General features: G+C 72.2%; 7 protein-coding genes. 4 read left to right on the plus strand and 3 right to left on the minus strand.

The genetic code is table 11. The features are described 5' to 3' along the window. Positions 1-343: 343 nt before the first annotated feature. Entirely contained in the window at positions 344-541 is a 198-nt protein-coding gene (locus ACFV9M_RS40035) for a hypothetical protein (protein WP_385079480.1), read from the minus strand. Between the two features lie 262 nt (positions 542-803). On the opposite strand from ACFV9M_RS40035, the gene ACFV9M_RS40040 reads away from it, so the two are divergent. From ACFV9M_RS40040 to ACFV9M_RS40055, 4 genes are all read left to right on the plus strand, one after another. Further along, positions 804-1,319: a MarR family winged helix-turn-helix transcriptional regulator gene (locus ACFV9M_RS40040; protein WP_385079477.1), complete on the plus strand. Its 516-nt coding sequence runs from the start codon at positions 804-806 to the stop codon at positions 1,317-1,319. A 13-nt stretch (positions 1,320-1,332) separates the two neighbouring features. Further along, positions 1,333-3,870: an MFS transporter gene (locus ACFV9M_RS40045; RefSeq protein ID WP_385079474.1), complete on the plus strand. Its 2,538-nt coding sequence runs from the start codon at positions 1,333-1,335 to the stop codon at positions 3,868-3,870. 104 nt (positions 3,871-3,974) lie between these two features. Continuing rightward, positions 3,975-4,796 (plus strand): YceI family protein, encoded by an 822-nt coding sequence (locus ACFV9M_RS40050; RefSeq protein ID WP_385079472.1) that lies wholly within the window; start codon positions 3,975-3,977, stop codon positions 4,794-4,796. Positions 4,797-4,845: 49 nt separating this feature from the next. Further along, complete coding sequence (locus ACFV9M_RS40055) at positions 4,846-5,316, plus strand: PPOX class F420-dependent oxidoreductase (RefSeq protein WP_385079469.1); 471 nt, start codon at positions 4,846-4,848, stop codon at positions 5,314-5,316. Positions 5,317-5,325: 9 nt separating this feature from the next. On the opposite strand, the gene ACFV9M_RS40060 is transcribed toward ACFV9M_RS40055, so the two are convergent. Both ACFV9M_RS40060 and ACFV9M_RS40065 read right to left on the minus strand, forming a co-directional pair. Continuing rightward, on the minus strand, positions 5,326-6,090 hold the full coding sequence (locus tag ACFV9M_RS40060; RefSeq protein WP_385079467.1) for a TetR/AcrR family transcriptional regulator: 765 nt from the start codon (positions 6,088-6,090) through the stop codon (positions 5,326-5,328). A 75-nt stretch (positions 6,091-6,165) separates the two neighbouring features. Continuing rightward, positions 6,166-7,677: an MFS transporter gene (locus ACFV9M_RS40065; RefSeq protein ID WP_385079464.1), complete on the minus strand. Its 1,512-nt coding sequence runs from the start codon at positions 7,675-7,677 to the stop codon at positions 6,166-6,168. Positions 7,678-7,858: the final 181 nt, after the last annotated feature.

The raw sequence follows: 7,858 nt of genomic DNA on the forward strand, positions 1-7,858 counted from the left end.
GCGGGGACGGACGTGTCGGCGGCCTTCGTCGTGCGAGGGCGGGGACGGACGTGTCGGCGGCCTTCGTCGTGCGAGGGCGGGGACGGACGTGTCGGCGGCCTTCGTCGTGCGAGGGCGGGGACGGACGTGTCGGCGGCCTTCGTCGTGCGAGGGCGGGGACGGACGTGTCGGCGGCCTTCGTCGTGCGAGGGCGGGGACGGACGTGTCGGCGGCCTTCGTCGTGCGAGGGCGGGGACGGACGTGTCGGCGGCCTTCGTCGTGCGAGGGCGGGGACGGACGTGTCGGTGCGGCGGGAAAGAGGGGCGGCGATCCTCGCTCGCCGCCGGTCCGCCGCTGCAGCCCGCTACTTCAGCGCCAGCCAGGCCACCGCCGCCACGACCACCACCGCGACGACGACGCCCACGATCAGACCGATGCGGGGACCGGCCGGCGCGGGGGCCTGGCGGGAGGGCTGAGGGACGCCCTCGTCGACGAACGCGCGGAACATCTGGGTGCTGCCTGCGGGGTCGTGGGTGCCCTGGGGGCCCTGCGTGTTAGCCATGCCCCGAGACACTAGCGAAAACGGCGGGCACGGCCCAAGTGGGGGTCACCACGCCCCCGTTCCCCGGACGGTTCCGTGTTCCCCAGGGCGCCCGCGCTCCGGGGCGGGCCACCGCCAGTCCCGCTCCGCCCGCCTCACCAGCGCGTTTACTCCCGCAATACTTGCCTTTGCCAACTTTTTGCGAGGCGCACCGCCGTTTTATTTGCCTGCAGCAACCAAACGCTTCTATGGTTGCCCTAAGCAACAAAATCTGGGAGGTGTGGTGGCCGGGCAGGCGCAGTACGAGCAGTACGAGGAACTGGTGCGTCAGCTCAGCGCCGTCGGAGCCGTGAAGCGAGACCTCGGGCGGATCCTGCCGCCCGACTGCTCGGCGGGCTCGGCGGCGGTGCTGACGCTGCTCGGCCGCCACGGCGACCTGCGCATGAGCGCCCTATCCGAACTGCTCTCCGTGGACATGTCGGTGACCAGCCGGCACGCCGCGCACCTCGCGGAGCGCGGCTGGATCGACCGGTCCCCCGACCCGGCGGACAAGCGCTCCCGCATCCTGCGCCTCACCCCCGACGGCCGGGCGATGCTCGTCGAACTCTCCCGCCGCAGCACCGACCTGCTGGCGGAGCGACTGGGCGACTGGACCGAGGACGAGGTCGGACAGCTGATCCGGCTGATGACCCGGCTGCGCGCCAGCTTCGGCGACTGCCGCTCGGCCCCGCACCGGGCCCAGCCCCCACCTCACGTTCCCGTACGCGAATCGACCACCCGTACACCCGCAGCTACGTAAGAAAAGGAAGCCCATGGCAACGACCACACCAGCCGGTGTGCGGGCCCACGCCAAGCACGGGGGAGGCTCCTCCGGGCGCTCCGGCGACGCGCCGATGACCCACCGGCAGATCATGGAGGCCCTGTCCGGGCTGCTGCTCGGCATGTTCGTGGCGATCCTGTCGTCCACGATCGTCTCCAACGCCCTCCCCGAGATCATCGGCGACCTGGGCGGCGGCCAGTCCGCCTACACCTGGGTCGTCACCTCCACACTGCTGGCGATGACGGCGGCCACCCCCCTGTGGGGCAAGCTCGCCGACCTCTACAACAAGAAGGCGCTCGTCCAGATAGCCCTGGTCATCTACGTCCTGGGCTCGATGGCCGCCGGCCTGTCGCAGAACGCCGGCATGCTGATCGCCTGCCGCGTGGTGCAGGGCATCGGCGTCGGCGGCCTCTCCGCCCTCGCCCAGATCGTGATGGCGGCGATGATCTCCCCGCGCGAGCGCGGCCGTTACTCCGGCTACCTCGGCGCGACGTTCGCGGTCGCGACCGTCGGCGGTCCGCTGCTCGGCGGTGTCATCACCGACACCGAGTGGCTGGGCTGGCGCTGGTGCTTCTACGTCGGCGTGCCCTTCGCCGTCATCGCCCTGATCGTGCTCCAGAAGACCCTGCACCTGCCCGTCGTGAAGCGGCACGTGAAGGTCGACTGGGCCGGCGCGCTCTTCATCTCCGCCGCGGTCTCGCTGCTGCTGGTCTGGGTCACCTTCGCCGGTGACAAGTACGACTGGCTGTCCTGGCAGACGTACACGATGGTGGCCGGCTCGGTCGCGCTCGCCCTGATCTTCGTGTTCGTCGAGTCCCGGGCGAGCGAGCCGATCATCCCGCTGCGGCTGTTCCGCAACCGGACCATCACCCTGTCGTCGATCGCCTCCCTGTTCGTGGGCGTGGCGATGTTCTCCGGCACGGTCTTCTTCGCCCAGTACTTCCAGCTGGCCCGCGACGAGTCCCCGACCATGTCGGGTGTGCTGACCATCCCGATGATCGGCGGCCTGTTCGTCTCCTCCACGCTCTCCGGGCAGTTCATCACCCGCACCGGCAAGTGGAAGGCCTGGCTGGTCAGCGGCGGTGTGCTCATCACGGCGGGCCTCGGACTGCTGGGCACCATCCGCTACGACACCGACTACTGGAAGACCGCGATCTTCATGGCCCTGCTGGGCCTCGGCGTCGGCATGATGATGCAGAACCTGGTGCTCTCCACGCAGAACCAGGTGGAACCGAAGGACCTCGGCTCGGCCAGCTCGACCGTCACCTTCTTCCGCTCCCTCGGCGGTGCGATGGGCGTCTCGGCGCTCGGCGCCGTCATGGCCAACCGGATCACCGACTACGCCAAGGACGGCATCGCCGGCCTCGGCCCGGAGTACGCCTCCCTGGCGTCGGGTTCCAGCTCCACCGGGTCGATCCCGGACATGGACACGCTGCCCGCGCCGCTGCGCACCGTCATGGAGAGCGCGTACGGCCACGGCATCGCGGACGTCTTCCTGATCGCGTCGGTCATGGCGCTGCTCGCCTTCGTCATCACGCTGTTCATCAAGGAGGTCCCGCTGCGGACCGCCGGCGCGATGGCGCAGGCCACCACCGCCGGCCAGGAGACCCCGGCCGCCGCCGCGGCGCCGGTCGCCGCCGAGGAGCAGTCCCCGAGCCGGTCCGTCACGGCCTCCGCCACCGAGGCGGGCACCGCCGCCGGTCCCTCGGGCACGCAGCGGCTCGCGGCCGTCGCCACCCTCGACACGCCCACGGCGTCCACCGGCAACGGCGGCGTCCCCGTGCACGGCTTCGTCCGCGGCGCGGAGGGCGTGCCCGTCCCGCAGGCCGCCGTCACCCTGATCTCCCTCGCGGGACGGCAGCTCGGCCGGTCGGTCGCGCAGGCCGACGGCTCCTACGTGCTGGACGCGCCGGGCACGGGTTCGTACGTCCTGATCGCCTCCGCCGACGGGTTCCAGCCGCAGGCGTCCACGATCGTGGTGAACGACGAGCCGGTCGCCTACGACATCCTGCTCAGCGGCACCAGCGGACTCCTCGGGGTCGTGCGGGCGGCGCAGTCGGGCGATCCCGTCAAGGACGCCATGGTGATCGTCACCGATGTGCGCGGGGATCTGCTGGCCACCGGAACCTCCGACGAGCAGGGCGCGTTCTCCTTCGCGGAACTGGTGCCGGGTGCCGTGACCGTCGCGGTGAACGCCGCCGGGTTCCGGCCGCGGGCGCTGCCCGTGGAGATCGCCGCGACCGGGGTGACCCGGGTGGAGGCCGTCCTCGACGCGGGCGCGCAGCTCCAGGGCGTCGTCCGGGCGCCGCACGGCCCGCTGGCCGACGCGCGGGTCACGCTGGTGGACGCGGCGGGCAACGTGGTCGGCACGGCCACGACCGGCGCGGACGGGGCGTACGCCTTCGCCGACCTCGACGGCGGCGAGTACACCGTCATCGCGACCGGCTACCCGCCGGTGGCCACCGCGCTGACCGTCGGCGGCACCGGCGTCGACGGCCACGACATCCAGCTCGCCCACCCCGGCGAGTGACCGGCCGGCAGTACCGGCAGCACTGAACCCCGGCCCGTGCCGGGCGCGCACTGAGCGGAGGCGCGTCCGCCACGGGCCGGTCCTCTTCCTAGGAGTTACCCGAGATGGCACTGACCGCCAGGATCCGCACCCGGGACGGATGGGCCGTGTCGCACGCGGTCGTCACCGTCACCGACATGACGGGCACGCAGGTGCTGCGCGCCGAGGCCGACGCGGAGGGCGCCGTCCGCGACACGACGGCCCTGGCGCCGGGCGCGTACGTCGTGATCGTCACGGCCGTGGGCTACGCGCCCGCCGCCTCCAGCGCGCTCGTCACCGCGAGCGGACGCGCCGAGGTCGGCACGGTGACGCTGGCCCGGCAGGGCGGCACCGAACTGCCGCCGCCCGGCGTGTGGACCGTCGACCCGGCGCACTCCACGGTCGGCGCGGTCGCCCAGCACCTGGGCATCTCCAGCGTGCGCGGCCGGTTCACGCAGTTCTCGGCGAGCGTCGAGATCGCCCCGGACGACGTCACCAAGTCCCGGGTGGAGGCGGTCATCCGGGCCGACTCCATCGACACCGGCAACGGCATGCGCGACACCCACCTGCGCTCCGCGGACTTCCTCGACGTCGAGACGTACCCGGAGATCACCTTCCGTTCGGCCGGGCTGACGGCGGCGGGCCCCGACCGGTGGACCGTCCACGGGGAGCTGGGGATGCGCGGCGTCGTCCGCCCGGTCGACCTGGACCTCGCCTACCTCGGCACCGGCGCCGATCCGTGGGGCGGCGTGCGCGCCGCCTTCCGGGCGACCGCGGAACTGCACCGCGAGGACTTCGCCATGAACTACAACCAGGTCGTCCAGGCGGGCATCGCCGCCATCGGCACGACGCTGAAGGTGGAGCTGGACATCCAGGCGGTGCAGGGCGAGGCGCTTCCCCAGGCGTAGGCCCGACAGGGGCAGGAACGGCGGCCCGTCCCGCCCCTACGCTGGCCCCATGGCACCGAACATCGCGACCAACACCTCCGTCACCCGCGACGAGCTGCTGGACTTCGTCCGCCCCCGCCACCGCGCGATCCTGCTCACCCGGCGGTCCGACGGCAGCCCCCAGGGTTCGCCGCTGACCTGCGGGGTCGACGACTCGGGCCGGATCGTGGTGTCCACGTACCCGGAGCGCGCCAAGACCCGCAACGCCAAGAGGGACGAGCGGGTCAGCGTGATCGTCCTGAGCGACGACTGGAACGGACCGTGGGTGCAGGTCGACGGCACGGCCGAGGTCGTCGACGCGCCGGACTCCGTCGAGCCGCTGGTGGAGTACTACCGCAACATCGCCGGTGAGCACCCGGACTGGGACGAGTACCGGGAGGCGATGCTGAAGCAGGGGAAGTCGATCATCCGGATCACGCCGGAGCGGTGGGGTCCGGTGGCGACCGGCGGCTTCCCCGCGCGGCTCGCCGACGACCGGTAGGGCCTCGCGTCAGCCCCGGGCCACCATCGCCTCGATGCCCGCCACCAGCAGGTCGAGGGCGAAGGTGAAGTCCCGGTCCAGCATCTCGGCGACCGTGTCCCCGCCGCGCGCCGCCATGAGGTCCCGGGACTCCGCCACCACCTCGGCGGCCTGCGGGGCCTCGGTCACCGAGGTCATGGCGTGCTGGAAGTACTCGTCCGGGGTCATGCCCGTGTCCGCGACCCGGCCGAAGAAGTGGCCCTCGATCGTGCCGTAGCCGTACACGAACTGGAAGACGGCCGAGATGGCGCTCGTGATGCGGTGCGCGGGCAGGCCGGTGCGGCGGACGACCTGCTGGACCGTGCGGGAGAACGCGAGCGAGTTCGGGCCGACGTTGAGGTAGCGCCCGGCGAGCGGCGACAGCCAGCGGTGGCGCACCAGCAGCGTGCGGTACGCCGTGGCCAGCGCCCGGAGCTGCTCGCGCCAGTCCGCGTCCCCGGCCGCCGGGTCGGGCAGCTCCAGCTCGCCGAAGGCGGCGTCAAGGGCGAGTTCGAGGAGGTCGTCCTTGGTGTCGACGTACCAGTAGACGGACATCGCCGTGACGTTCAGCTCGGCCGCCAGCCGCCGCATGGAGAACCTGTCGAGTCCCTCGGCGTCCAGCAGCCGGACGGTGACCTCGGTGATCCGCTGCCGGTCGAGGCCCGACGGCTGCCCGCCCCCGCGGCCACGTCGGCGTGCCCTGTCGTCCAGCCACACGCTGGCCCGCGCGGCCTTGCCGGCGGCAGCCTTCCCCATGGGGCACCTTCCTCGAGAGTCCGGTCACTGGTGACGATGGTGACGATGCTAGGTGTGTTGCCCCGCAGCGTCGTTTCACGCGGCCAGGATCCTCGCGTCCTCCCGCTCCGCCCTGCGCAGCAGCCCGGCCGCCACCACCCCGCCCAGCAGCACGGCCACCGCTCCGACCAGCTGGCTGCTCACCAGCCCGGAGGAGAACGCGTCGGTGATCCGCTCCCTCTCCCCGGCCGAGTCCGCCGCGGCGAGCGCCGTGGGCAGCGACGCCGCGCCCACCGCGACCAGCGCCGCGAAACGGGAGGTGAGCACGGCCCCGAGGACCGCCACGCCCAGCCCGTTGCCGAACTCGGCGAGGGTGCCGTTGATCCCGGCCCCCACTCCCGCCTTCGCGGGCGGGATCGCGCTCATGACGGCGTGCGCCATCACCGGATTGGCGATCGCCGCGCCGACGCCGATGAGGACCAGTCCGAGCAGGGTGCCGGCGTAGCCCCGCGCGGCGAGGAGGGCGATCGCCACCAGCCCGCCGGACATCAGCACCATGCCCAGCAGGATCGACCTCGGCGTCCCCAGCTTCGCCGTCCACCTCGCCGACAGACCGGTGAAGTTGAGGGCGACGACCGCCAGCGCCAGCGGCGCGGTGCGCAGGCCGGCCTCCAGCGGGCCGTAGCCGAGGACGAACTGGAGGTGCTGGGTGAGCAGGAAGAGCGCGCCTCCCATGCCGAAGGTGATGAGGACCGTGCCCGCCACGGCTCCCGTGAACCGGCGGTCCCGGAAGAAGCCCAGGTCGAGCATGGGATGGGGGATCCTGCTCTCCCAGTACGCGAAGAGGGCCAGGACGAGGAGCGCGACGGCCGCCGTGACCGTCACCCGGGCCGACGTCCAGCCGTGCTCGGGGCCGGAGATGATCGCGTACACCAGTGCGGCCATGCCGATCGTGGACAGCAGCGCGCCCGGCAGGTCGGGGCGGTCGCCCCGCGGGTTTCTGGACTCGGGGACCAGGGCCACGACCGCGACCAGGCCGAGGGCCGCGACGGGCAGGTTGATCAGGAAGATCGCGCCCCACCAGAAGTGGTCGAGCACGAAACCGCCGATGAGCGGGCCGGTGGCGAAGCCCAGCGCGTTCACCGCGGACCAGATGCCGATCGCCTTCGGCTGCTCGGCGGGCGTGAAGATCTGCATCGCCACCGCGAGGGTGGTGGTCAGCAGCAGCGCCCCGCCGACGCCCATTCCGGCGCGTGCGGCGATCAGCTGGCCGCTGGTCCCGGCGAGGCCGGCCACCAGCGACCCGGCGCCGAACAGGGCCAGGCCCGTGATCAGCATCTTCTTGCGGCCGTAGCGGTCGGCCGCGCTGCCCGCGGTGAGCAGCAGACCGGACTGCACCAGCGAGTAGGCGTTGATCATCCACTGGATGTCGGAGGTGGACGCGTCCATCTCGCGGGTCAGCGAGGGGATCGCCACGTTCAGGACGGTGTTGTCGAGCAGCACGGTGAGCTGGGCCAGGCAGATGACCCCGAGGATCAGCCAGCGCTGCGGATGGCCCTGGGCCTGCGTCTGCGCGGCCGGGGCCTGTTCCTGTGGGGACATTGTCATGCTGTACACCGTAGAACAAGCCCTATACGCCGTACAACGCCAAAACGGCGTACGGCAAGAACGGCGTACGACGAAGGCGGCGTACGACGAAGGCGGCGTACGACGAAGGCGGCGTACGACGAAGGCGGCGTACGACGAAGGCGGCGTACGCCAAGGGCGGTGGCCCGGGGCTGGGAACCCC

Source organism: Streptomyces sp. NPDC059895 (assembly GCF_042731035.1).
Taxonomy (GTDB): Bacteria; Actinomycetota; Actinomycetes; order Streptomycetales; family Streptomycetaceae; genus Streptomyces.

What these genes read in the sequence shown, in the direction of transcription:
- ACFV9M_RS40035 (WP_385079480.1), bottom strand. Translation starts at nt 541, where the DNA reads ATGGCTAACACGCAGGGCCCCCAGGGCACCCACGACCCCGCAGGCAGC.
- ACFV9M_RS40055 (WP_385079469.1), top strand. Translation starts at nt 4,846, where the DNA reads ATGGCACCGAACATCGCGACCAACACCTCCGTCACCCGCGACGAGCTG.
- ACFV9M_RS40045 (WP_385079474.1), top strand. Translation starts at nt 1,333, where the DNA reads ATGGCAACGACCACACCAGCCGGTGTGCGGGCCCACGCCAAGCACGGG.
- ACFV9M_RS40050 (WP_385079472.1), top strand. Translation starts at nt 3,975, where the DNA reads ATGGCACTGACCGCCAGGATCCGCACCCGGGACGGATGGGCCGTGTCG.
- ACFV9M_RS40065 (WP_385079464.1), bottom strand. Translation starts at nt 7,677, where the DNA reads ATGACAATGTCCCCACAGGAACAGGCCCCGGCCGCGCAGACGCAGGCC.
- ACFV9M_RS40060 (WP_385079467.1), bottom strand. Translation starts at nt 6,090, where the DNA reads ATGGGGAAGGCTGCCGCCGGCAAGGCCGCGCGGGCCAGCGTGTGGCTG.